We start from the raw sequence: 21,587 nt of genomic DNA, 5'->3' as shown, positions 1-21,587 counted from the left end.
CGAATCCGGTGCCCAACGACCGTGTCGAGAGCCGGGAGCGAGCCGAGACCCGGCTGGCCGAGCTGCTGGGCGGGCGGGCCGGGACGGCGGCGCCCGTGCGTACGCGCGTACCGCGCCGGGCCTTGATCTGGGGGTTGACCGCGGCCGTGGCCGTCGTCGGGGCGGGTGTCGTGGGCGCGGTGGTGCTGCGCGACTCGGCGCCGCCGCCCTCGACGTCGGATCAGCCGTTCTACGCCTCCACGGCCGAGCTGGAGGAGAGCGCCGAGGCGATCGTGCTGGCCACCGTCGGGGCGACCCGGACGGTGACGCGGGACGGCATCACCGAGACGGTGGCCACGGTCGCGGTGAGCCGGGTGGCCAAGGGCAGCCCCACGCCGGGCTCGTCGATCGAGGTGGCCTACTCGTCGTCCGGCCCGGAGCAGGCGAGCGGCATCCGTGACGGCGGCGAGTACGTGCTGCTCCTGCAGGCCCGCGACGCCACGACGTGGAACCTGGTCAACACCACCCAGGGCTACTACACCGTCTCGGGGGACAAGCTCACCCCCACGGCCGACAACACGGTCGCGCTCAGCGCCGCCGTGACGTCCTCGCTGGGGGTGTCCTGAGCGCGTCGCCGGCCGGGCGGTCCCGTACGCCCGGCCGGCGACGTCGATCACTTCTGCGCCGCGACCTCGGCCTTGATGTCCTTGGTCGTCTCGTTGTCCAGCGGCGCGTCCTCGGCGACCGCTTCGAGCGGCTCGGCGCCGTTCGCCTCGTACAGCGCCTGCTCGGGGTTGAGCAGGTCGAACGGCTTGCCGTCGCCGTGGTCGGCCAGCAGCAGGACGAACTCGGAGCCGTCGCTGGGCAGGATCGTGGTGTCCTCGTCGGTGTAGGTGACCCCGTCCAGGGTGCCGCCGACCTGGCTCACCTCGATCTGCTCACCGACCTTGACCTCGCCTTTGAGCACCTCGGTGACCTTGAGCGTGGAGACGGTCACCGCGACCGCGGCGTCCTGCCGCCACTGGGCGATCTCGTCGGCCGGCACCCCGGCCTGCGGGTTGAGCTCGGGGTCGGTCTCGGTCGACGTCTCCGGGTAGAGCCACTCGGCCCGCGACGTGAGCGCCGTGCCCCGGACGATCACGTCGGCGGTGCCGATGATCTGTTCGGCGTTGTCGTAGACCGGGTAGTCGAAGGAGTATTCGACGTTCTTCGAGGCTTCCGTTGCCGACTGCGCGGAGCACCCTGACAGCACGGCGAAAACAATCGCCCCCGCGGCGATTCCACCTTTCCGGCGCATCAGTAGATCCTCTCCACTTCGGCGATGTCGTACGCGGTCGGCAATTGCGACGTGGTGCGATTTCGGCTGTGCTTCATCAATGACGCCTGGGTGGTGTTCGGATTGTCGGCCAAGCTCAGAGAATGGCCGATCTCGTGGGTCACCGTACTGGTGATCCATTTGGTGTAATTGGACCCGGCGGCGGCCTGCAGCGTCCGCGAGTTGACCTTGATGCTGAACGTGCGGTTGATCCCGCGAACCCCGTGCGGGCTGTACTGGCCGTACCAGCTCTGCGAGTACGAGCCGGCCGTGGCATCGGCAGCGGCCGATGTGCTGCGGCCGATATGGCTGCTCACACGCTGGTTCCATCGGATGTTGCCGGTGTCGTAGAACTCCACCCAGGTGGAGTTGATGCCGTGCGTCTTGTAGTTGAACGTCCGGCTGGGCATGCCACCGCTGTAGTAGGTGGCCTGCGCCGGCACCCCCGTGGCGGCGATCAGCCCGGTCACCGCGAGCGGCACGAAAAGCAGCCTTCTCAGTCTCACGAATTTCCTCCCCGTTGGACGTTTCTGGGCACCACAAAGCCAAGAGCCTTTGATTTCTTTCCGCGCCGGATCCAGGGCGCGGCCAACCGACCGACGACAATCGGTCACTCTCGGCGATCGTCTACAACGGATCGTAGGGGATCATTGCGGCCGCGACATTCCCGCAAGCTGTGTCGTGGATCACAATGAGTTTAAATAAACGAAGCGGAAAACTCTTTGCGGAAAACCGCTAATTCACACGGGACGGCCAGCAGCGGCGCCAGATCGGGATAGTCCGCGGCGAGCGACTCGACGCCGGCCGGGCGGTACCCGATGCGCGTGTACCAGGCGCGCAGGAACTCCTTGACCGGATGCTCGCCCCCGATCGGCACGAGCAGCTCCAGCTGCATCGCCGCGGCGCCGGCCGACCGGGCGTGCTCCTCGGCGAAACGGACCAGCTCGCGGCCCACCCCACGGCCGCGTTCCCGGGGATCGGCGGCCAGCATGCCCAGCCGGCCGAGGGCGGGTTCGAGCATCTGAACCCGTACGGCCCCGAGAATTCGACCCTCCCGGCGGGCCACCGCCAGCCGGCCCCGCGCCGCCAGCTCGGCGATCTCCGCCGGCGACGTGCGCGGGGTGCCCGCCCGCCACAGGCCCTTCTCCCCCTCGGCGTACGCCTCGTTGACGATCTCGGCGAGGCGGCCGGTGGTCGCGGCATCGGGGCGCGAGGGCAGGATCGCGATCTCCATGTGCCCATCATCGCGCCGCGGGTTAGCGTGCAGCCATGTCCACCACCCCCGGCGCCGGGCTGACCCGGCTGAACACGATCTACCGCGCGGGCGTGCTCGGGCGCCGGCCGCGCGTGCCCACCGACTTCGCCGAGCTCGAGCGGCGGGCCCGGCGGGCCAGCAGCGCGGTGGCCTGGGCGTACGTTGCGGGCGGGGCCGGCGAGGGACGGACCATGCGCCGCAACCGGGCGGCGTTCGACCGCTGGGCGATCGTCCCCCGGATGGCCTCCGGCGCCGTGGAACGTGACCTCTCGGTCGAGCTGCTCGGGCGCCGTCACCCCACGCCGGTGCTGCTGGCGCCGGTCGGCGCGGGTGCGCTGATGGGCGCCGACAGCGATCTGCACATCGCCCGGGCCGCGGCCGCGACCGGCACCACGTACATCCTCTCCAATCAGGGCTGCAACCCGATGGAGGAGTGCGCGGCCGCGATGGGTGACGCCTCGCGCTGGTTCCAGCTCTACTGGAGCAAGGACGAGGGCCTGGTGGACAGCCTGATCGGGCGGGCCGAGGCGGCCGGGGCGGGCGCGCTGGTGGTCACGCTCGACACCACCGTGCTCGGCTGGCGGCCGCAGGATCTCAACCTGGGGTCGCTGCCGTTCAGCCGGGGCGTGGGCATCGCGCAGTACGTCTCCGACCCGCGCTTCCGGCAGATCGTGACCGACCGGCTGGGTCGCCCGCCGGCCCGCCCGCAGGTCACCCTGGGCGCGATCCGCACCCTGCTGGCCATGTCGCGCAACCATCCCGGGCGGCTGGTGGGCAACCTGCGCTCCCCGGTCCCGCGGGCGGCCGTCGAGACGTTCCTCGACATCTACTCCAACCCCGGCCTGAGCTGGGATCACCTGGCCACGCTGCGCGAGCGCACCCGTCTGCCGATCGTCCTCAAGGGCCTGCTGCACCCGGACGACGCCCGCTGCGCCCTCGACCTGGGCACCGACGCGATCGTGGTCTCCAACCACGGCGGCCGCCAGGTCGACAACGCCGTCGCCTCCCTCGATGCCCTGGTCACCATCCGCGACGCGGTCGGCCCCGAGCCCACCCTGCTGTTCGACAGCGGCCTGCGCACCGGCGCCGACATCTTCACCGCCCTCGCCCTCGGCGCCGACGCCGTGCTGCTCGGCCGTCCCTACATGTACGGCCTGGCCCTCGATGGCCGGCGCGGCGTCGAGGACGTCATCCGCAACGTGATCGCGGAGCTCGACCTGACGATGGCCCTGGCCGGAACGCCGGACGTCGCCGCGATCACCCGGGACCTGGTGGTGGCCGCCGGCCGGTAGGTTGGCGCGCATGTGGGCCTCGCCGGGCAGTCTGCGGACGTACGGATGTGGGGCCCGACGGCCGCGGACCCCTGGCCCGGCGCCGGGCGCGTGGCCTCCGCCGATCTCGGTGGGCCCGGCACCATCACCATCTGGGACGTGGCCGCCGCCGAGCCGCTCTTCCCACCGGCGCCGACCACCGACGACGGCGGCCTCGGCGCGTTCGGCCGGCTGGGCGACCGGCTGGTCGCGGCGCACGGTGTGGACACGAGCCGGAACGAGGAGATCTGGCCCGAGGCGGAGGCCGACATCTACCTACGCGACCTCACCACCGGCGAGCTGCTCACCCACCACCGCCCCGACGCCGGCTACAACCAACAGCTCCTCTTCACCCGGCTCCGGGGCCGCGACGTGGTCCTGGTCGCCGCGGACGGCGCCGAGGGCGGCACCGTCCGGATCTGGGAGATCGTGCCAACTTCCTGACCGATCGAGGACCGAACCCCTCCGATCATCGGGCGGGACCTATACCGTGCGCGGAAACGAACGGGGGAACAGCCATGAAGACCTCCATCCGCCGCACTCTCAGCGCGCTGGCCGTGACCGGGGCACTCGTCGTGACCACCGGCGGCCTCGGCGCCGCCGCGGCCGCGCTCAACGCCAAGCCGCTCCGCGCCGAGATCGCCCCGACCCAGGTCGTCGCCAAGCCGCTGCGAGCCGAGTGACGCCGCTCTCATCGGGCCGGTTCGTATGATGGCCCGCATGACTGATCAAGCCACACCCGAGCAGCTGCGCCAGGAGCTGCAGGACATCGACGCCGAGCTGGCCGAGCTACGCCGGGTCGCCGCCGACGCGCAGGGCCGCCGCGGTGAGGACGGCGACAACTCCGAGGGCTTCCAGGAGCCGGAGGACATCGCCACCGAGCTGACCGGCCTCAACGAGACCGAGGCCGTCATCGACGTGCTGCTGGAGCGCCGCGAGCGCGTCGAGGCCAAGCTCAAGGCCCTGGGCTGACCGACTCCCGGGCGCGGCTCAGCGGCCCGGCTCAGCGCAGCACGCCGCCGAGCCGGCCGGGCCAGTCGTTGAGCGTGCGGCCGGGGTCGGCGCCGAGCACCTGGGCCAGCAGGGTCGCGTAGACGTCGCGGAAGTCCACGGTGAACTTCAGGTCGCCGTCGTCGAGGTCGGTCAGGCTGGGCGGCTCGCCGTGCAGGCCGCCGCGGACGCCGTCGCCCAGCAGGAACACGTCGGAGGCGGTGCCGTGGTCGGTGCCGTCGGAGGCGTTGGCGTGCACCCGCCGGCCGAACTCGGAGTAGACCGCCACCACGACGCCGCGCCCGGCCATCCGCTCGGCGAACGCGGCCAGCGGCTTGTCGAGCTTGGCCAGCTGCGCCCGCTGGGTGTCCTTGCCGTCGGCGTGCAGGTCGAAGCCGCCCAGCGAGACCGAGTAGACCCGGGTCGCCGCGCCCGCCTCGATGCACTTGGCGACCAGCGCCAGTTGCTGGTCCAGCGGTGGCGCGGCGCCGCCGGTGGCCGTGGCGGGCGCGTCGTCGTCGGTGTCCTCGTCCGCGCCCTCGCCGATCTGCTTCATCAGGTCCTGCACGCGCATCAGGTCGGCGAAGCAGGCGGCGGCCCGGGCCTGGGCGGGTGACTCGCCCGGCGCGGCCAGCCCGAGCTTGGACAAAGGGAACGCGCCCGGCAGAGTCAGGGAGCCGCCCGGCACGGTGGCCCCGGCCGAGGTGGCGCCGGCCAGCAGCGGCGGCAGCACCGGCTCGAACGACACGGCCAGGCGGGGATCACCGCCGGCCGTGTCCAGCCAGCGGCCGAGCCAGCCGGTGGTGCCGGGGCGGTCCGGCTGGGCGCTCTGCCAGATGTCCATCGACTGGAAGTGGCTGCGGTTGGGTTTCGGGTAGCCGACGCCGCGCACGACCGCCAGCTTCCCGTCCCGGTAGAGCTGGTGGAACCCGGGCATCCCGGGGTTGAGCGCGAAGCCGTCGTCCAGCTTCAGCAGCTCCTCCGGCGGGTACGTCAGGTCGCCCCGGGCGGCCGCGTAGGCCGGGTCCTCGTACGGGATGAGGGTGTTGAGCCCGTCGTTGCCGCCGTACAGGGTGACCAGGACCAGCGTGCCGGCGTCCGGGTCACGGTCGCCGGCAGTGGCGAGCAGATCGTGCAGCCCGAAGGCGGTCAGGGCGGCGCCGCCGGTGACGCCGCTGGCGACCAGGAATCGGCGCCGGGTGATGGTGTCCATGTCGCACTCCCGTGAGGAAAGTCAGTGAACGGCGTATTCGGGACTGGCCAGGCCGAGCGCGAGCAGGCGGCTCGGATCCTTGACGTCGCGCAGCGCGGCGAGCGTACGGTCGGTCCAGGTGTCCACGACCAGCATCGTGGCCAGGGCCTCCAGGCGGTCGGGGCCGGTCAGCCGGTCCACCGCGGCCGGGGCCAGCGCGGCCAGCCGCTGCCCGGCCCGCAGCCGGGCCAGGGCCGACGACGTGGTCAGCCAGGCCGCGCCGGCCGGCCAGCCGCCGACCGAGGGCGGCGCGAAAAGCACCTGCCCCAGCCCGCGGAGCAGCCCCGGCTCCACCTGGCCGGCCGGCACCGCGAGCTGGCGGGCCGCCCCGATCAGCCACTCGACCGGTTGTTTGACCAGCGTGCCGGCGGTGGTCGCGAACTCCGGGGCCCGGGCCATCGCGCCGATCAGCGCGGTGGTGGACCGTCCGGCGGCCGCGACCGCGGGCGGCGGGGCCGTCGCGCCGGCGTAGCGGGCCCACAGCCGCCCGGCCAGGAAGGGCACGTGGGCCGGGTGCCGGACCAGGGCGTCGGCGAACGAGTCGACGTCGAACGAGCCGGTCCGGCCGAGCAGGGTGACGGGGCGGTCGTCGTGCCGCTTCGGCATCAGGCGCGCGGCCCCGGTGGCCCGGTCGACCTGCCAGCCGGTCAGCACCCGGGCCGCCGCCTTGACGTCGGCCTCGGTGTAGGCGCCCACCCCGAGGGTGAACAGCTCCATGACCTCGCGGGCGAGGTTCTCGTTGGGCGCCTTCCGGGTGTTCTTCTGCCCGTCCAGCCAGATGATCAATGCCGGGTCGCGCAGCATCGCCCGGACCAGCGGGCCGCTGTCTGTCCACCCGTACCGCCGGAAGGTCGCCTGTTGCCCCAGCATCAGCTGGGCCGAGCGCACCTTGCGGACGCTGGTGGCCCAGTGCCCGTGCCAGAAGAAGGTCAGCTTCTCGGCCGCGCCGCCGGTGGTCATCCGCGCCAGCCACCAGCGGACGGCCTCGGCGACCTGATCGCGCTGCTGCCGGCGGGCCTTCTGCCGAGCCTCCGGGGTGGCGCCGGCGCCGAGAGCAGCAGCCGGGTCCGGGCCGAGATCGGGCAGCGGGCCCGGGGGTGGCGGGCGCAGCAGCGAGGCCAAGGTCGCTTCGTAGCCGGCCTTCTCCGCGGCGTCGACCTCTTTCGTGGTCGGCCCGAAGGTCAGCCGGCGGAGCAGGTGGGACACCTGACGACGGTCGGTCATGCCGGCGACGCTAGGCGTCCGTTGTAAGCGTCCGGTAAGGGTCGCGTCCGGCCCGTGTCAACGTCGCCCCAGCCACCGATGATCAGGGGGTAACTCCACCGCAACGGCCAGTCACATTTGTATGCCTGGATTACTAGGCTGCGTCCCGGCGCTGCTTCACCGAGGAGCGCCGGGACGGACCGAAAGGCATGGGATGAGAAGAATCCTGGCGGCCGCCGTCGCCTCTGCGGCCGGGCTGGTGATCAGCGCTAGCGTCCTCACGCCCGCGCACGCACAGAGCGCCACCACACCCGCACCCAGCACGATCTCCTGGGGACCGTGCGCCAGCGCGAGCCTGCAGCAGCGGAAGGCCGAATGCGGCCTGCTGACCGTGCCGCTGGACTACGCACGGCCGAACGGCAGAAAGATCAAGATCGCCGTCTCGCGGATCAAGCACAAGACGACGGCGGCCAAGTATCAGGGCGTGATGCTGGTCAACCCGGGCGGGCCGGGTGGCTCCGGCCTGACCCTGTCGGTGCTGGGTGAGTACGTGCCCGGGGGCGCCGGCGACGCGTACGACTGGATCGGCTTCGACCCGCGCGGCGTCGGCTCCAGCCGGCCCGCGCTGACCTGCAATTCCGAGTACACCGGCTACAACCGGCCCTATTACGTGCCGGTCACCCGGTCGCTGGAGAAGGCCTGGCTGGCCAAGACCGAGGGGTACGCCGAGGCGTGCGACGCGGCCGGCGGCCCGCTGCTCGACCACCTCAAGACCACCGACTCCGTGGCCGACATGGAGAGCATCCGCAGGGCGCTCGGGGCCAAGCAGATCAACTACTACGGCTTCTCGTACGGCACGTATCTGGGCCAGGTCTACGCGACGCTGCACCCGGACAAGGTGCGGCGGATGGTCTTCGACGGCAACGTCGACCCGCGCCGGGTCTGGTACGACGCCAACCTGGACCAGGACGTGCAGTTCGACAAGAACATGGACGTCTACTTCGCCTGGGTCGCCAAGTACGACGCGGTCTACCACCTGGGCGCCAGCGCCAAGGTCGTGAAGGCGAAGTACTACGCCATCCAGCAGCAGCTCCGCCGGGCACCGGCCGCCGGCAAGATCGGCCCGAGCGAGTGGAACGACATCTTCGTCTCGGCCGGCTATTACGTGTTCGGGTGGACCGACGTCGCCGAGGCGTTCAGCGCGTGGGCCAACAACAAGGACCCCAAGGGCCTTCTCGACCTGTACGGGGTCCCGGGCGGCCCGGGCGCGGACAACAGTTACGCGGTGTACCTGGCCGTGCAGTGCACCGACGCGCAGTGGCCCCGCGACTGGACCAAGTGGCGGCGGGACAACTGGCGGCTGCACGCCCGGTACCCGTTCATCACCTGGAACAACGCCTGGTTCAACGCCCCCTGCCGGGACTGGGGCGCGAAGGCCGGCAAGCCGGTCCGGGTGGACGGCCGTAAGGCGCCCGCGATCCTGCTGATCAGCGAGACCAAGGACGCCGCCACGCCGTACACGGGCAGCCTCGAAGTACGGCAGCGCTTCCCGCGCTCGGTCCTCGTCGAAGGCGTCGGCGGCACCACCCACGCCGGCTCCCTCAACGGTGTCGCCTGCGTCGACGACACCGTCGCCGCCTACCTGGCCACCGGCGCGCTGCCGAGCCGCCTGCCCGGCACCCGCTCCGACAAGAAGTGCGCCCCGGTGCCCCCGCCGAACCCGACGGCCGACACCGCCCGCGCCCTCTCCACGGGCAGCGCCACCACCCGCGCCGATCTGCAGAAGCTGATCGGCCGCTGACCCTCCGGCCCGCGGGCCTCTCCACGGGGAGGGGCCCGCACCGGTGACCTCACCACAGCTTGTTCCTGGAGCCGGCGCCCCGCACCTTGAGCCGGCACCGCCCTATGCCGGCCCGCATCCTGGAGCCGGCCGCGAGTCAGCGGACAGGAAGGTTGACCCGGCGGCCCATCCCGACGCGCGGGGCGTCGGTGGTGGTGACCATGGCGAAGGCGCCCGCGGGCACGCCGGCCCGGGTGGCCACGCGGGAGGCCGCGGCGAGCAGCTTCCGCTCGTTCCCGCCGGTGATGAAGAAGACGTAGGCGTCGCCGAATTCCTCGCCGTCCTCCGACTCCTCGATCCCGAGCTCGTCCTCCAGATCGATCATGAAGTCACCGACGTCGTCGATCCACTCGTCGTCCGCGGTAACCGGAAAGTGAATCTCCACCTGCAAAGCCATAGCCCCAATGATCCAGCACCCTTCCCGCCATCCGCGCGGAGGGCGACCCGGCGCGAGAGAGGCCCGGGGGCGGAGGCGGGGAGGTTGGGAGGGCGAGCGCGGGAGGTCAGGAGGGCGGGCGTGGGGGTGGGCGCGCGATGGCGGGCGCGGGGTGGGGCGCGGGAAGGCCAAGCGTGGGGCGCGGGAAGGCCGGGCGCGAGGCGCAGAAGGGGCCGGGCGCGAGGCGCAGAAGGGGCCGGGCGCGAGGCGCAGGAAGGGGCCGGGCGCGAGACGCAGGAAGGGGCCGGGCGCGAGACGCAGGAAGGGGCCGGGCGCGAGACGCAGGAAGGGGCCGGGCGCGAGGCGCAGGAAGGGGCCGGGCGCGAGGCGCAGGAAGGGGCCGGGCGAGTCGGCGGGCTACGGGCGCTGACGGAATCGCCGGACAGCGCGTGGGGGGCGCGGTCCGGCGATGGAGGGGGAAAGAGCGCCCGGGACGGCCGGGCGAAGTCGGGTCAGGCGTCGGCTTCCTGCTGGCGTTTGTACTGCTCGTTCTGCCGGAGGGCCTCCTCGAGCTGGTCCTCCAGCACGATGATCCGGCAGGCCGCCTCCAGGGCCGTGCCCTGCTCGACCATCTCGCGAGCGCGGGCGGCCAGGCGCAGCTGGTAGCGGGAGTAGCGGCGGTGGCCGCCGGCCGAGCGGAACGGGGTGATCAGTTTGGCCTCGTCGAGCCGGCGCAGGAAGTCCTGCGAGGCGCCGGTGATCTCCGCAGCGCGGCCCATCGTGTAGGCCGGGTAATCCTCGTCGCCGAACATATCGTCGGATAGGGCCATATACCTTCCTTCAGAACGAGGGCCCCGGCGCTGTGTGCGCCGGGGCCCAGGGTTGCGGGTAAAACACCATCTACTGCTTCGTATGCGCACCACTGAGGTGCGAGGATCGCTTAAGCGTGACCGGAGACCACCTCTCGTTCGATGGAAACTGCGGCAACCGCCCAAGACCCGGAAAAGCGTCCTGGCGGCGATCCAACGGTGTTCAGCCCTCCCTTTCCTCTGCTTGCATCCGTGCTGTCTTGCTGTCTTGCCGCTCGCCGGTGTCGAAGCCCCACTCACCTGCTTGGCCCCGAACACGTGCGACGAGGCCTCGACCTGGAATTACGTCGAGGTCTTGCCTGCGACGCGCCAACCTCGCGCGCGTGCCGAGCGAGCCCTTCCCATGAGTCCAGGCCCTGCGTAACGCTCGGTCACTCGTCGGCGTCTTTCTTGATCTCGCCTGTCAACACCAGGAACGTTAGCCGACCCGGCCAAGAAAATCTAGTCCGAGGCACCCAGATTTTCTCGGCGTGTCGGCGAGCTACGGCTGCAGGGGCAGGATCGCGCAGGTGGAGGCGGCCGGGCGGCCCGCGAGCCGGTCGGTGAGCCAGTCAATGGCCGGGCCCTGGTCGGTCAGCAGCGGGCCGAAGTGGTTCAGCAGCGGGCTGGCGGTCCAGGCCAGGATCACCGGTGCGTAGACGACGCGGCCACCGAGGCGGCACCAATCGGCGGCCATCGTGCGGGCCTGGGCGTGCGGCACGAGGTTGTCGTACAGCCCGGTGGCGACCCGGACCACCCCGGTCGGCTTGCTGGTCCCGATCCGCTGCCGCTCGATGAAGGCCCGCAGGACGGGCTCGGCCGCGGTGATGCCGGCCAGGGATTCGCCGTTGGCCGTCCACGACGAGCTCCTGCGCCCGGCGTAACCGAAGATCGCGTCGCCCACGCACATGGTGGACAGGGACTTCAGCGCGGCCCGGCCGGCGTCGCTCAGGTACTTGTCGACCAGCGGCCGCAGGTCCGGTTCGGACTGGAGGAAACCGTTGACCGACCAGCCCAGCGCGCCCACGAGCTCGCTGCCGTCGATCGCGGTGGTGACGACGGCCAGATCGGCCGGCGGGGCGCCGGCATAGGTCGCGCTGAGGCGGACGTCCGGCGCGTACGACGCCTGGAGCTCGGCCGCCGACGCGACCGCACCCCCACCCTGGCTGTAGCCGTAGAGACCCACGAGCGAGGCCGCGGTGACCGACGTGCCGGGCAGCGCCTTGGCCGCGCGGGCCGCGTCCAGCACCGCGTGCCCCTCGTCGACCCGATTGACGTACGTGTGCAGCCGATCGGTCGTGCCCAGCCCCAGGTAGTCGGTCTGCACGACCGCGATGCCCTGGGCCAGCAGGCGGTACATGGCCAGCACCTCGTACCCGATCGACACCGTTGTCTGGCCCTGCTCCGAGCCCAGGATCAGCCCCTTCTGCAGGGCGAGCGAGGTCGAGCACTGGTCGCCCTGACCCATGGTGCCGGGGGCGAGCACCACCAGCGGCCGCGGCCCCGAGCCGCGCCAGGCCGCCGCGGGTTCGAGGTAGGCGCCGGTGACGGCGATGGCCTGGCCGTCCGAGTCGGTGGACTTGTACATGATCCGCGTCGCCCGGCCCGGCAGGGTGCCGGTGATGCCGGGCAGGGAGAGCGCCAGCGGGAGGGGTTCGGTGCGGACCAGCGCACCGTTGTCCGCCGGCAGCGTGGCCGGCGGGGTGTAGAAGGCGGGGATGGTGACGGCGGCCTCGGCCGGGACCGCGGCGACGCCGACGGCTCCCAGGGCGACCAGCACGGCGGCGAGATGAGTACGGATGGGCATGTCCGGCCTCCACAGGGCTTAGTTACCGGAAGGTAACCAGGGCACCCGAGACAAACCAGAAGCCGAAATTCTCACTTAGGCGGGCACGTCCAGGCCGGCCACGCGGACTACTACGCCGTCCTCGATGCGCACCTTCAACGCGGCCGGCTCCCGCCGGTCGGCCCACGTCTCGAACGCCTCCTCCACGATCGGGCAGGTGGCCTCGTGGGTCGTGGCGTCGAAGCACCGCTCCGGCCGCGGATCGTCGAAGTGCGGCGCGAAGTGCTCGGCGTCGGGCGACAGCGGGATCGACACGAGGGTCTGGCTGCCCTCGGCGGTGCGTCTTCCCCCGGCCGTACGGATGATCGCGCTCCCCAGGACGATCGCGTGCTCGATGTCGTGGATGCAACAGCACGTTGCGCGGCTTGAGATTCCGGTGCACCACCTCGGCCCCGTGGATCGCGGCCAGCGCGGTGGCCACCCCGACGGCGACGCTGTGCAGGGCGCCCGCGGTCAACGGCCCGCTCTCCCGGACCACCTCGGCCAGGCCGGGCCCGTCGACATACTCCAGTGCTCCGGATCCGCGTCGAGCACCTCGGCCGTGCAGAACGGCGGCGCCTGCCGGGCCCGGTTCACCTCGCTCCGGAAGCGGCCCCGGAACTCCTCGTCGAACGCGAACCCGGTCCGGATCACGATAGCGGCGGCCATCGGAACGATGACTGAACCCCGGCGTCGAACCGAAGCGTGGGTGCGGGCCGTATTGCTGCATGACGCCGTTCGTGGCCGAAGCGAGGAGACACCGATGGATGACAGTTCTTCTTTGCTTTCCGGCCCCGCCGGCTACGCCTTCCGGGAGGAGCCGGCCGCCGAGCCTCCCTCCGCTCCCACCGCCGCGGGCCCCTCCGCCGCCGGGGCCGCCCCCACCGCCGCAACCCCCTCCGTCGCAGCCGATCCGTCCGCCACGTGGGCCGCCCCGGCCGATGATGAGCTGCCGACCGAGGAGTTTCCGGTGGTTCCGCCCCTGCGGCCCGGCGTTCCCCGTCGCTCGCGGTCGCGGGCGGCGGCCCTGATCGGGGCGGCGGTCCTCGTCGGGGGCGCCCTCGTCACGTACGGCCTGGTCTCGAATCGGGCGGAGCCGGCAAAGGTGGCGGCCCCGCCCGGGCCGGCGGCCGCGCCTCCCGGAGCACCCGGGCCGGCCTTCGACGCGGGCACGGTCGACCTGGCCGGGGACGTGGGTGAGCTGAACCTCTCGCTCGGGCGGACGGCCGACGGCCCGGTTCAGGCCAGCGCCTCGGCCGGCGCCGTCTCGGTGCGGGGCACGGCCGTACGCGTCGCCTCCGACCCGGCCGATCCGGCCCGGCTCGACGTGCTGCTCGACGAGCGGATCGCCTGGACGATCCACATGAACGGCGGCGCCCGGCGGGCGACGTTCGTGCTCACCGGCGGCACGGTGCGGGGGATCGACCTGTCCGGTGGCGCCGAGACCGTGTCGCTGACGCTGCCACGGGTCGAGCGGGCGCTGCCGATCCGGATGTCCGGCGGCGTTCGGGAGTGGAGCATCCGCACCGAGGGCGAGGTCCCGGTCCGGGTGCGGGTGCAGTCGGGCGCGGGCGAGGTCAGCCTCTACGGCAACAGGGAGCACGGCATCGCCCCGGACACGACCCTCACCGCCGGCGCCGGCTCCGGCCTGGATGTCACCGCCGCCGCCGGCTTCGGCACCCTCGCCGTCAGCGCGCCCTAGCCGAGGTCGCGGGCCATCCAGCCCGGTGTGTCGAAGCGGACGGGCGCGGCCCCGATCAGCGTGGCCAGGTGCTTCTCGACCGTCTCGAGCTCGGCCGCGCCGATCCGGTCGGCCCACCGTGCCCGCAGCTCGTCGAAGATGCCCTCACCGACCCGCATCACTTCGAAGCCGAGCTCGGTGACCTGGAGCCGCTTGCGGCGGGCGTCGCGCGGGTCGGGCTCGACACTGACGTACGCCCGCTCCTGCAGCACCCCGATGGTGCGGGCGGCCGACTGCTTGGTGATGGAGAGCCGCCGGCCCAGCTCGGAGGCGCTGTCGGCCCCGTCGGCGATGGCCCGCAGCGCGAAGTCGTGGATCGGGCGCACGTCCTCGTAGCCGCGCGCGGCCAGCTCGGCGATCGCGTCGTCCACCAGCGTGCGGAAGCCGGCGATGAGCAGCAGGGCGAGGTCGGCACCGGAGCGGGACATGCGCCACACGTTACGACAACCCCTGGACGAAAGACAGTCTGGGTGTCTATCTTTTCGACACCTAGACTGTCGAATTGGAGCTGACATGGACTTCACCCACCACCGAGCGGGCGATCTGCACTACGTCGCCGCCGGCGACCACGGCGACCCGATCCTGCTCGTGCACGGCTTCCCCGAGACCTGGTGGACGTTCCACCGGCTCATCCCGCTGCTGGCCGGGCACCACCGGGTCTTCGCCGTCGACCTGCCCGGCTTCGGCGACTCGGCCCACGGCCCCGGCGCGTACGACAGCACCTCGGCCGCCGAAAGCCTGCACCGGCTCGTCGGCCACCTGGGGTTGGGCCCCGTGCACCTGGTCGGGCAGGACATCAGCGGGGCCACCGTGTTCCGCCTGGCCACCGGCCACCCCGAGGACGTCCGCAGCCTGACCACGATCGAGATGGGGCTGCCCGGCTTCGGTCTCGAGGCGCTGGCCGACGTCACCCACGGCGGCGCCTGGTACATCGGGGTCCTGGCCACCCCGGGCGTCCCCGAGATGCTGCTGCCCGGTCACGAACGGGAATTCCTGCGGTCCGTGTTCGCCACCGCCACCGAGGATCTCGACGAGTTCGTGCGCACCTACTCCCGTACGGACGCCTGGCGGGGCGCCGCCGGCCTCTACCGCTCGATGCTGCGCGAGGGCGACGAGATCCGCGCCCTGGCCCACTCCCCCGGCCTGGCCGTCCCCGTGCTCGCCATCGGCGCGGCCGGCGGCCCCTTCACCGCCACCACGATGTCCCAGGCCGGCGCCACCGAGCTCACGTCGGTCCAGCTGGACGGGGTCGGCCACTACGCCGCCCTGGAGGCCCCGGAGCAGGTGGCCCAGGCGCTCCTGGAGTTCCTGACACCGCGGTGAAGCCGTACGGACACCGGCGCCGCGCACGCTTCCCGGCGGGACGCGGCCATCCCGGTCGCGGCGAGGAAGGGACGGGTATGACCGGCGTACCGGCGATCGAGGTGAGCGGGCTGCGCAAGTCGTTCGCGGGCACCGTGGTCCTCGACGGCATCGACTTCGACGTGGCCGAGGGCACCACGTTCTCCCTGCTCGGGCCGAACGGGGCGGGCAAGACGACCACCGTGCAGATCTTGTCGACGTTGATCGGCGGCGACGGCGGCCGGGTCCGGGTGGCCGGGCACGACCTCGCCGCCGATCCGGCGGCGGTCCGGGCCGCGATCGGGGTGACCGGGCAGTTCTCGGCCGTCGACGATCTGCTCACCGGCGCCGAGAACCTTCAGCTCATGGCCGACCTGCACCATCTCGGCGGGGCGGCCGGCCGACGGCGGGTGGCCGAGATGCTCGGCCGTTTCGGTCTCGGGAGCGCGGCCGGCCGGCTCGCCTCGACCTATTCCGGCGGCATGCGGCGCCGGCTCGATCTGGCCATGACCCTGATCGGCGACCCTCGGGTGATCTTCCTGGACGAGCCGACCACGGGGCTCGACCCGCGCAGCCGGCACGAGATGTGGCAGACCATCCGCGAGCTGGTCGCCGGCGGCGTCACCATCTTCCTGACCACGCAGTACCTGGAGGAGGCGGACGAGCTGGCCGACCGGGTCGCCGTGCTCGACAACGGCCGGATCGTCGCCGCCGGCACCACGGCCGAGCTCAAGCGGGGCCTGTCCGGCGGTCACGTGCTCCTGCGGTTCGCCGACGGGACCCGCCTCGACGTGGCGGCGCGCGCGCTCGGCGAAGCCGCCCGCGACGACGAGGCGCTCACCCTGCGGGTGCCGGGTGACGGCAGCGTCGCCGCCCTGCGCGGGCTGCTGGACCGGCTGGACCGGGCCGGGGCCGAGGTCGAGGAGCTGTCGGTGCACACGCCCAACCTGGACGACGTGTTCTTCGCGCTGACGAAGGAGGCCGTCCGATGAGTGACACCCTGACGATGGTGCGACGGAATCTGCGGCACACCCGGCGCAACCCGGGCGCGGTCGTCATGACCCTCGCCCTGCCGCTGATCCTGCTCCTGCTCTTCGTCGGCGTGTTCGGCGGCGCGCTGAACGCCGGATTCGCGCAGACCACGACCGGCGGCGACTACGTGGACTATCTGCTGCCGGGGATCCTGCTGATGACGGCCGGCTACGGGGCCACGACCACGGCGCTCGCGGTCAACCGGGATGTCACGACGGGCATCATGGCCCGATTCCGGACCATGGCGATCTCGCGGGCGTCGGTGCTGACCGGGCACGTGGCCGGTTCCACGATCCGTACGCTGACCGGCACGGCCCTGGTCGTCGCGGTCGCCGTCGCTCTGGGCTTCCGGTCGTCGGCCGGCCCGCTCGGCTGGCTGGCCGCGGCCGGCCTGCTGACGCTGCTCACCCTCGCCCTGACCTGGCTCGCCGTGGCGGCCGGGCTGGCCGCCCGCACCGCCGAGGGCGTCGCGCCGTTCACCCTGGTCGTGCAGCTGCTGCCGTTCCTCAGCAGCGCCTTCGTCCCACCGGAGACCATGTCGGCCCCGGTGCGCTGGTTCGTCTCCCACGAGCCGTTCACACCGATCATCAACACACTGCGCGATCTGCTGCTGGGCGCGCCCGTCGGCTCCGGCGCGGTGGTCGCCGTCGCCTGGTGCGGCGTTCTGGCCGCGGCCGGTTACCTGTGGGCCCGGACGTTGTTCAAGCGCGATCCGATCCGATGAGGGCCAGGGCCGCCGCCCGCAACTCGTCCGGCCCACAGTCGGCGTACACCGCGCGGTCGGCCGGCGGGGCGGCGGCCCGGATCCATTCCGGAGAGACGTCGGGCTGGAAGCCGCGGAGCACGCCGAAGCGCTCGGCCAGCGCGATCGTCCGGGCGCCCCGGGCCGGGCGGCCATCGGCGAGGTCGACCAGCCCGAGGGCCAGCAGCAGCGTGCCGCACACCGGGAACTCCGACACCGGCACGGTGCGCACCGCGGCCGACACCAGGCCGGGCAGGAGGTCGGCGACGGTGCGTACGAGGTCGACCCGTCCGTGGCGGGTGTGCGTGATGACGGCGACCGCCTCCACCTCGTACCGCCAGAACCCCGCGCCGGGCGGCGCCCCCGCGACGGCCTCCCGCCACAGACGCAGCCCGCCCTCGACGTCGCCGCGGCCCAGCGCGATGCCGGCCCGGGCGCACAGCCGGAAGCGCTCCAGCTCGATCCAGTCGTCCCCGCCGCCCGGCGCCGCCTCGGCCAGCCCGCGTTCCGCCTCGTCGTACGCGCCCCGCTGGACGTCGGCCAGGATCAGCGCCCACCGGCCCCGGGCGGCGACCGACCAGCCGAGCTTCCCCGTGACCGACAGAGCCGCGCTCAAGTGCTCGTACGCGGGCTCACCCGGATCGACCTGAAGGCACAGCTCGCCCACCCGGCCATGGGCCAGCGCCCGCAGCAGCAGCGAGTCGTCGTCGAGGGAGGCGAGCATCCGGCGGGCCGCGCGCAGGGCGCCCGGCCGGTCGTTGCGGTCTTCGAAGGCGTAGCTGAGCACATAGTTGGCCAGGGCGGCGACCAGAGGATCGGCGCTGTCGGCGAGCGGGGCGGCGTCCGGCGAGCCCAGGACGACGTGGAGCGCCCCGACCGGCGTGCCCGGCGCGGGTTCCGGCAGCCGGCGGAGGGCGGCCAGGGCCCGCAGCGGGCTGAGCCCGGGCATGATGAACCCGACGAGCGCGTCCAGCACCGCCGCCGTGCGGGTGGCCTCCACGAGCTCGGGCCCGGGCCGGAAGTGCGACAGCAGCCAGGAGGTGTCCTGGGCCAGCACGGCCAGGCGGCTGAAGTTCGACTCGGTGATCCACAGCGCGCCCAGCAGCGCCGTCATCGACACGACGGTGGCGCCGTCGGCCCGCTCCAACCCGTACCGCAGGGCCTGCACCAGGTTGTCCTGCTCGGCCCGGATCACCGCCAGGTCGGGCATCCCGGCCGCCGGATCCACCGGCCGGCGCGCCGCGTAATCCCGCGCCCAGGCCAGGAAGCGATCCGTCTCGGGCGCGCCGGCGCGGCGGGCCGCACAGAACTCCCGGACCGTCTCGAGCATCCGGAACCGGGTGCCGGCCGGCGTGTCGGCCACCTGCACCAGCGACTGGTCCACGAGCTGCTCGACGACCGCGTCGTCACCGAGCACATGCCGGGCCGCCTCGGCCGTGAACCCACCGGCGAACACCGACAGCCGCCGCATCGCCTCCTGCTCGTCCGCCTCGAGCAGATGCCAGCTCCAGTCGATGACGGCGGCCAGGGTGCGGTGCCGGCGCGGGGCGTCCCGGGCCCGGCCGCGCAGCAGCGCGAAGCGGTCGTCGAGGCGTTCGGCCACCTCGGTCACGGACATCGTCTGGACCCGGGCCGCGGCCAGCTCCGCCGCCAGCGGAAGCCCGTCGAGCCGCTCGCACAGCCGGCGCACCGCCTCGGCCGGCAGGCCGGCATCGGGCCGGATCGCCCGCGCCCGCCGGCCGAACAGCTCGGTCAGCGCCGCCAGGTCCAGCTCGGGCAGCCAGTAGAGCGCCTCCGACGACAGCCGCAGCGGCGCCCGGCTCGTGGCGAGCACCCGGAGCTGCCCGCTGGCCGAGATCAGCGCCTGCACCAGGTCGGCCACCCCGTCCACCACGTGCTCGCAGTTGTCCAGCACGAGCAGGGCGGGCCCGGGCTCCAGGGCCTCGGTGATGCCACCCAGGAGACCGAGCCGGCCGGCCGCCTCCCGCACGCCGAGCACCGAGCCCACCTCGCCCGCCACATCGCCACCGGCCGTGACCCCGGCGAGCTCGACGACGTGCACGAGCCGCTGCCCGGCTCCGCGCGCCACCGCGTGCGCCAGCCGCGTCTTGCCCAGCCCACCCGCGCCGACCACCGAAACCACCCTCGACCACTCCAGCAGGGCGGTCACCGCCGCGACGTCGGCCGCCCGGCCCAGCAGCTCGTTCGGCTCCTGCCGGACCCCGCGGCGCACCGGCGGCTCGTCGCTGAGCAGCAGCGCCCGGTGCACCTCGCGCAGCGCTATCCCCGGGTCACGGCCCAACTGCGACTTCAACCCCCGGCGGTACGCGTCGTAGCGCGCCAACGCCGCGGCCGCGCCCGCCGTCGCCGCCTCGCACCGCAGCAGCTCGCCGAGCACCTCCTCGTCCCCGGGCGCCCAGCCGGCCACGGTGAGCAGCGGCTCGACCGCCTCGGCGGCCCGCCCGAGCCGTGAGAGAGCCAGGCCCCGGCCCCGCATCAACGCCCGGTACGCCGGCACCCGCGCCGCCCGCAGCGCCGACAACGGATCGTCCTTGCCCCCGTCCCAGCCCGCCGCATCCCCGCACAACGCCAGCCCGGCCTCGGCGTGCCGCAGCGCCTCGGCCGGCTTCCCCCGGCCGCACTCAGATGCGTGCCACAGCACCGCAGCCGCATCGACCTGCTCCGCCGCCAGCGCCAACCGGTAGCCGCCCGGTGTGCTGACGATGACGCCCGCCCCGAGGCGCGCCCGCAGTCGCGACACCAGCAGCTGCAACGCCTTCACCGGATGCTCGGGCCGCTCCTCCGGCCACAACGCCTCGACCAGCCGCCCGGTGCTGACACCGCTGCGCAGCTCCCCGGCCAGCAGCGCCAGCACTGCCCGGGGCAGGGGGCCGGCGACTTCCCGCCCGCGAAAAGCCACGCGCGTCAGCAGGACCAGCTCGACGGTCACGCCCCGACTTTAGTGCTCCACTCCTATGCGCCGGATCGCCGTGCTTAGCCGCCCGTGATGCGGGTAGACGCTCTGCCATGCGCAAACCGGTGTCCGATCAGGTCGTGGTGATCACGGGGGCGTCCAGCGGCATCGGCCGGGCCACCGCGCTCGCCTTCGCCGCTCGCGGGGCCCGGGTGGTCTGCGCGGCCCGCACCACGCAGGCCCTCGACTCGCTGGTCGAGCAGATCACCGCGGCCGGCGGGACGGCCGTCGCGGTGCCGACCGACGTGGCCGACCCCGAGGCCGTCACCGCCCTCGCGAAAGCCGCCGAGCAGCGGTTCGGCCGCATCGACACCTGGGTCAACAACGCCGCCGTCGGCATCTGGGGCCGCGTCGAGGACATCAGCGGCCCCGAGTTCGAGCGGGTCATGAGGGTCAACTTCCTGGGCCAGCTGTACGGGATCAAAGCAGCCCTGCCCGCGCTGCGCCGAGCCGGCGGCGGCACGGTCATCGGGGTCGTCTCGGCCGAAGGTGTCCGCAGCGTGCCGTTGCAGGCGCCCTACACCGCGAGCAAGTTCGCGGTGCGCGCCCTGCACGACAGCCTGCGCAGCGAACTCGCCCAGGAGGGCGCGCCGATCACAGTGACCACCATCCTGCCCGCGTCGATCAACACGCCGTTCTTCGAGCACGCCCGCAGCAAGCTGGGCAGCATGGCCAAGCCACCCCCGCCGGTCTACGCCCCCGAGCTGGTCGCCGACACCATCGTCTACGCCGCCGAACACCCGCGCCGCGAGATCTCGGTCGGCGGGGCGGCCGCCGCCTTCGGCCTGGCCCAGCGCCTGGCTCCGGCCCTGACCGACGCCGTGCTGGGCGTCCGGCGTCTCGGCCGCGGCACGCAGCAGACCCCCCGCCCCGACACCCGGACCGACAACGTGGACACCCCCGCCGGCGACCCCGGCCGCCTCCACGGCGCCCACCCCGGCCTGGTCCTCAAGCACAGCCCGTACACCACCTGGCTCGGCCGACGCCGCCGCCCCGGCGAACTCCTCCTCCCACCAAGCCTCGCCGCGGACCGCCCCACTCCCCGCCGCCTGGTCACCGCCGCCGTCGCCCGCACCGCCTGGGCCGGCACCCTGCTGCTCGCCGCACGCACCGTCCTGCGCCCACCCGCCCCGCGCGGCGCCCCCACCGCAGCCCGAATCCTCGCCGCCCGCCACCTGCTCCAGGCCGCCACCACCGCTGCCCGCCCCACCCCGGCGATCACCGCCACCGGCCTCCTGATCGACACCCTCCACGCCACCACCGACCTGGCCGCAGCCACCCTCGCCCCGTCGTGGCGCCGCATCGCCCTCATCGACGCCACCGCCACCGCCGCCCTCGCCGCCTTGACCCGCCACCTCCACCGCCGCTAGCCAGCGCGCCCCATTCCCCCTCTGCCACACACCGCTCAAGACACGGCATCCCGACCGGCAAACGGCGCGCCACCCGCCGCTTCCACTCGCTTCAGCGAGGCCCTACTTCACCCGTCGCCCCCATCCGCTCCAGCGCGAGCCCGACCTCCGCCACGCCAACCGGCCCAGAATCAAGCCCGCGGCCAAACGCCGGC

General features: G+C 73.1%; 23 protein-coding genes and 1 pseudogene. 11 read left to right on the top strand and 13 right to left on the bottom strand.

The window, feature by feature from the left end:
• Window positions 1-8: 8 nt before the first annotated feature.
• Window positions 9-605 (top strand): hypothetical protein, encoded by a 597-nt coding sequence (locus tag AB0J66_RS17905; RefSeq protein WP_364661383.1) that lies wholly within the window; start codon window positions 9-11, stop codon window positions 603-605.
• Between the two features lie 47 nt (window positions 606-652).
• Here AB0J66_RS17905 and AB0J66_RS17900 read toward each other — a convergent pair whose 3' ends face one another.
• The 3 genes from AB0J66_RS17900 to AB0J66_RS17890 all read right to left on the bottom strand — a co-directional run bounded on the left by AB0J66_RS17900 (window position 653) and on the right by AB0J66_RS17890 (window position 2,528).
• Window positions 653-1,276 carry a hypothetical protein gene (locus AB0J66_RS17900; protein WP_364661380.1) on the bottom strand — a complete coding sequence of 208 codons (624 nt, stop codon included), beginning with the start codon at window positions 1,274-1,276 and terminating at the stop codon, window positions 653-655.
• Window positions 1,276-1,776, bottom strand: a complete 501-nt coding sequence (locus tag AB0J66_RS17895) for a hypothetical protein (RefSeq protein WP_364661377.1) — start codon at window positions 1,774-1,776, stop codon at window positions 1,276-1,278. The genes AB0J66_RS17900 and AB0J66_RS17895 overlap by 1 nt, the downstream gene beginning before the upstream one ends.
• 215 nt (window positions 1,777-1,991) lie before the next feature.
• A complete protein-coding gene (locus AB0J66_RS17890; protein WP_364661374.1) occupies window positions 1,992-2,528 on the bottom strand; it encodes a GNAT family N-acetyltransferase in 537 nt (178 codons plus the stop codon).
• 35 nt (window positions 2,529-2,563) lie between these two features.
• Between AB0J66_RS17890 and AB0J66_RS17885 the strand changes: the two genes are divergently transcribed.
• From AB0J66_RS17885 to AB0J66_RS17870, 4 genes are all read left to right on the top strand, one after another.
• Window positions 2,564-3,841: an alpha-hydroxy-acid oxidizing protein gene (locus AB0J66_RS17885; protein WP_364661371.1), complete on the top strand. Its 1,278-nt coding sequence runs from the start codon at window positions 2,564-2,566 to the stop codon at window positions 3,839-3,841.
• A 45-nt stretch (window positions 3,842-3,886) separates the two neighbouring features.
• The gene (locus tag AB0J66_RS17880; RefSeq protein WP_364661368.1) at window positions 3,887-4,303 is read left to right on the top strand and encodes a hypothetical protein; all 417 of its coding nucleotides are present in this window, start codon (window positions 3,887-3,889) and stop codon (window positions 4,301-4,303) included.
• 74 nt (window positions 4,304-4,377) lie between these two features.
• A complete protein-coding gene (locus tag AB0J66_RS17875) occupies window positions 4,378-4,542 on the top strand; it encodes a hypothetical protein (RefSeq protein ID WP_364661365.1) in 165 nt (54 codons plus the stop codon).
• A gap of 37 nt (window positions 4,543-4,579) precedes the next feature.
• Complete coding sequence (locus tag AB0J66_RS17870) at window positions 4,580-4,831, top strand: hypothetical protein (RefSeq protein WP_364661362.1); 252 nt, start codon at window positions 4,580-4,582, stop codon at window positions 4,829-4,831.
• 31 nt (window positions 4,832-4,862) lie between these two features.
• Here the strand turns inward: AB0J66_RS17870 and AB0J66_RS17865 are convergent, their stop codons facing one another.
• Window positions 4,863-6,062 (bottom strand): DUF1501 domain-containing protein, encoded by a 1,200-nt coding sequence (locus AB0J66_RS17865; RefSeq protein WP_364661359.1) that lies wholly within the window; start codon window positions 6,060-6,062, stop codon window positions 4,863-4,865.
• A 21-nt stretch (window positions 6,063-6,083) separates the two neighbouring features.
• Window positions 6,084-7,325, bottom strand: coding sequence for a DUF1800 domain-containing protein (locus AB0J66_RS17860; protein WP_364661356.1), 1,242 nt, complete (start codon window positions 7,323-7,325; stop codon window positions 6,084-6,086).
• Between the two features lie 193 nt (window positions 7,326-7,518).
• On the opposite strand from AB0J66_RS17860, the gene AB0J66_RS17855 reads away from it, so the two are divergent.
• Window positions 7,519-9,105, top strand: coding sequence for an alpha/beta fold hydrolase (locus AB0J66_RS17855; RefSeq protein ID WP_364661353.1), 1,587 nt, complete (start codon window positions 7,519-7,521; stop codon window positions 9,103-9,105).
• Between the two features lie 136 nt (window positions 9,106-9,241).
• Here the strand turns inward: AB0J66_RS17855 and AB0J66_RS17850 are convergent, their stop codons facing one another.
• The 6 genes and pseudogenes from AB0J66_RS17850 to AB0J66_RS17825 form a co-directional block, all read right to left on the bottom strand.
• Entirely contained in the window at window positions 9,242-9,541 is a 300-nt protein-coding gene (locus tag AB0J66_RS17850) for a hypothetical protein (protein ID WP_364661350.1), read from the bottom strand.
• Window positions 9,542-10,032: 491 nt separating this feature from the next.
• Window positions 10,033-10,350, bottom strand: coding sequence for a MerR family transcriptional regulator (locus AB0J66_RS17845; RefSeq protein ID WP_364661348.1), 318 nt, complete (start codon window positions 10,348-10,350; stop codon window positions 10,033-10,035).
• A 520-nt stretch (window positions 10,351-10,870) separates the two neighbouring features.
• Window positions 10,871-12,175 (bottom strand): lipase family protein, encoded by a 1,305-nt coding sequence (locus AB0J66_RS17840; RefSeq protein WP_364661345.1) that lies wholly within the window; start codon window positions 12,173-12,175, stop codon window positions 10,871-10,873.
• Between the two features lie 75 nt (window positions 12,176-12,250).
• Window positions 12,251-12,469 (bottom strand): hypothetical protein, encoded by a 219-nt coding sequence (locus AB0J66_RS17835; protein ID WP_364662194.1) that lies wholly within the window; start codon window positions 12,467-12,469, stop codon window positions 12,251-12,253.
• Window positions 12,470-12,614: 145 nt separating this feature from the next.
• Window positions 12,615-12,692, bottom strand: a pseudogene (locus AB0J66_RS17830) (hypothetical protein); the annotation flags it as partial.
• Window positions 12,668-12,862, bottom strand: coding sequence for a hypothetical protein (locus AB0J66_RS17825; RefSeq protein WP_364661343.1), 195 nt, complete (start codon window positions 12,860-12,862; stop codon window positions 12,668-12,670). The pseudogene AB0J66_RS17830 and the gene AB0J66_RS17825, both read right to left, overlap by 25 nt.
• Before the next feature lie 94 nt (window positions 12,863-12,956).
• Here AB0J66_RS17825 and AB0J66_RS17820 point away from each other — a divergent pair, with 94 nt between their 5' ends.
• Window positions 12,957-13,895, top strand: a complete 939-nt coding sequence (locus AB0J66_RS17820) for a hypothetical protein (RefSeq protein WP_364661340.1) — start codon at window positions 12,957-12,959, stop codon at window positions 13,893-13,895.
• Here the strand turns inward: AB0J66_RS17820 and AB0J66_RS17815 are convergent.
• Window positions 13,892-14,362, bottom strand: coding sequence for a MarR family transcriptional regulator (locus tag AB0J66_RS17815; protein ID WP_364661337.1), 471 nt, complete (start codon window positions 14,360-14,362; stop codon window positions 13,892-13,894). The genes AB0J66_RS17820 and AB0J66_RS17815 overlap by 4 nt on opposite strands.
• An 85-nt stretch (window positions 14,363-14,447) precedes the next feature.
• Between AB0J66_RS17815 and AB0J66_RS17810 the strand changes: the two genes are divergently transcribed.
• From AB0J66_RS17810 to AB0J66_RS17800, 3 genes are all read left to right on the top strand, one after another.
• Entirely contained in the window at window positions 14,448-15,257 is an 810-nt protein-coding gene (locus AB0J66_RS17810; RefSeq protein ID WP_364661334.1) for an alpha/beta hydrolase, read from the top strand.
• Window positions 15,258-15,334: 77 nt separating this feature from the next.
• Window positions 15,335-16,267, top strand: a complete 933-nt coding sequence (locus AB0J66_RS17805) for an ATP-binding cassette domain-containing protein (protein ID WP_364661331.1) — start codon at window positions 15,335-15,337, stop codon at window positions 16,265-16,267.
• Window positions 16,264-17,031 (top strand): ABC transporter permease, encoded by a 768-nt coding sequence (locus AB0J66_RS17800; protein ID WP_364661328.1) that lies wholly within the window; start codon window positions 16,264-16,266, stop codon window positions 17,029-17,031. Before AB0J66_RS17805 ends, AB0J66_RS17800 begins: the two co-directional genes overlap by 4 nt.
• On the opposite strand, the gene AB0J66_RS17795 is transcribed toward AB0J66_RS17800, so the two are convergent.
• On the bottom strand, window positions 17,009-19,999 hold the full coding sequence (locus tag AB0J66_RS17795) for a BTAD domain-containing putative transcriptional regulator (protein WP_364661326.1): 2,991 nt from the start codon (window positions 19,997-19,999) through the stop codon (window positions 17,009-17,011). The genes AB0J66_RS17800 and AB0J66_RS17795 overlap by 23 nt on opposite strands.
• A 77-nt stretch (window positions 20,000-20,076) precedes the next feature.
• On the opposite strand from AB0J66_RS17795, the gene AB0J66_RS17790 reads away from it, so the two are divergent.
• Window positions 20,077-21,393 carry an SDR family oxidoreductase gene (locus AB0J66_RS17790; RefSeq protein WP_364661323.1) on the top strand — a complete coding sequence of 439 codons (1,317 nt, stop codon included), beginning with the start codon at window positions 20,077-20,079 and terminating at the stop codon, window positions 21,391-21,393.
• Window positions 21,394-21,587: the final 194 nt, after the last annotated feature.

This window comes from Actinoplanes sp. NPDC049598 (genome assembly GCF_040675435.1).
In the GTDB taxonomy this organism is placed as follows: Bacteria; Actinomycetota; Actinomycetes; order Mycobacteriales; family Micromonosporaceae; genus Actinoplanes.
This window is presented reverse-complemented; position numbering and strand designations above follow the sequence as displayed.

Excerpts from the sequence above, each read along its gene's own strand:
- AB0J66_RS17900 (WP_364661380.1), bottom strand. The coding sequence starts at position 1,276 with ATGCGCCGGAAAGGTGGAATCGCCGCGGGGGCGATTGTTTTCGCCGTG.
- AB0J66_RS17890 (WP_364661374.1), bottom strand. The coding sequence starts at position 2,528 with ATGGAGATCGCGATCCTGCCCTCGCGCCCCGATGCCGCGACCACCGGC.
- AB0J66_RS17885 (WP_364661371.1), top strand. The coding sequence starts at position 2,564 with ATGTCCACCACCCCCGGCGCCGGGCTGACCCGGCTGAACACGATCTAC.
- AB0J66_RS17880 (WP_364661368.1), top strand. The coding sequence starts at position 3,887 with ATGTGGGGCCCGACGGCCGCGGACCCCTGGCCCGGCGCCGGGCGCGTG.
- AB0J66_RS17875 (WP_364661365.1), top strand. The coding sequence starts at position 4,378 with ATGAAGACCTCCATCCGCCGCACTCTCAGCGCGCTGGCCGTGACCGGG.
- AB0J66_RS17870 (WP_364661362.1), top strand. The coding sequence starts at position 4,580 with ATGACTGATCAAGCCACACCCGAGCAGCTGCGCCAGGAGCTGCAGGAC.
- AB0J66_RS17865 (WP_364661359.1), bottom strand. The coding sequence starts at position 6,062 with ATGGACACCATCACCCGGCGCCGATTCCTGGTCGCCAGCGGCGTCACC.
- AB0J66_RS17860 (WP_364661356.1), bottom strand. The coding sequence starts at position 7,325 with ATGACCGACCGTCGTCAGGTGTCCCACCTGCTCCGCCGGCTGACCTTC.
- AB0J66_RS17855 (WP_364661353.1), top strand. The coding sequence starts at position 7,519 with ATGAGAAGAATCCTGGCGGCCGCCGTCGCCTCTGCGGCCGGGCTGGTG.
- AB0J66_RS17850 (WP_364661350.1), bottom strand. The coding sequence starts at position 9,541 with ATGGCTTTGCAGGTGGAGATTCACTTTCCGGTTACCGCGGACGACGAG.
- AB0J66_RS17845 (WP_364661348.1), bottom strand. The coding sequence starts at position 10,350 with ATGGCCCTATCCGACGATATGTTCGGCGACGAGGATTACCCGGCCTAC.
- AB0J66_RS17840 (WP_364661345.1), bottom strand. The coding sequence starts at position 12,175 with ATGCCCATCCGTACTCATCTCGCCGCCGTGCTGGTCGCCCTGGGAGCC.
- AB0J66_RS17825 (WP_364661343.1), bottom strand. The coding sequence starts at position 12,862 with ATGGCCGCCGCTATCGTGATCCGGACCGGGTTCGCGTTCGACGAGGAG.
- AB0J66_RS17820 (WP_364661340.1), top strand. The coding sequence starts at position 12,957 with ATGGATGACAGTTCTTCTTTGCTTTCCGGCCCCGCCGGCTACGCCTTC.
- AB0J66_RS17815 (WP_364661337.1), bottom strand. The coding sequence starts at position 14,362 with ATGTCCCGCTCCGGTGCCGACCTCGCCCTGCTGCTCATCGCCGGCTTC.
- AB0J66_RS17810 (WP_364661334.1), top strand. The coding sequence starts at position 14,448 with ATGGACTTCACCCACCACCGAGCGGGCGATCTGCACTACGTCGCCGCC.
- AB0J66_RS17805 (WP_364661331.1), top strand. The coding sequence starts at position 15,335 with ATGACCGGCGTACCGGCGATCGAGGTGAGCGGGCTGCGCAAGTCGTTC.
- AB0J66_RS17800 (WP_364661328.1), top strand. The coding sequence starts at position 16,264 with ATGAGTGACACCCTGACGATGGTGCGACGGAATCTGCGGCACACCCGG.
- AB0J66_RS17790 (WP_364661323.1), top strand. The coding sequence starts at position 20,077 with ATGCGCAAACCGGTGTCCGATCAGGTCGTGGTGATCACGGGGGCGTCC.